Origin of the sequence: Microbacterium sp. K41, assembly GCF_004794395.1 — a bacterium.
In the GTDB taxonomy this organism is placed as follows: Bacteria; Actinomycetota; Actinomycetes; order Actinomycetales; family Microbacteriaceae; genus Microbacterium; species Microbacterium sufflavum.
Genome location: NZ_SSDO01000288.1, coordinates 1 through 395, shown reverse-complemented (window position 1 = coordinate 395; position 395 = coordinate 1). Strand labels below are relative to the sequence as shown.

General features: G+C 76.5%; 1 protein-coding gene. It reads left to right on the top strand.

From position 1 onward, the window contains the following. Positions 1-395, top strand: a 395-nt coding sequence (locus tag DW309_RS08275; protein WP_524538335.1) for a beta/alpha barrel domain-containing protein, incomplete at both ends; no start/stop codon positions are given.

The following is a 395-nucleotide window of genomic DNA, read 5'->3' as shown; positions in this document are numbered from 1 at the left end:
CGCCGCGCTGGCCGCGCAGACGGGCATGGCGGCCGAGGCGCACGTGATGGCGCACCGCTCCGCGCGCGAGGTCGACGCGTGGGCCGACTTCTGCGACCTCGTGATCGTGCACGTCGAGAGCGACGACTGGAAGGATGCGGTCGCGCGGATCGAACGCCGGGGCATGCGCGCCGGGCTCGCCGTCTCCCCGCAGACGCCCGCGACGGCCGTGCCGCTCGACCTGCCCGTGCTGTGCATGTCGATCGTGCCGGGGCAGGCAGGGAGCGCGTTCGACGAGCGGGTGCTGGCGAAGCTCTCGGCCCTCCGCGATGCCGCGCCCGCACGACCCCTCGGCGTGGACGGCGGCGTGCGCCGTGAGCACGCGGAGGCCCTGTCCGCGGCCGGCGCCGACTGGG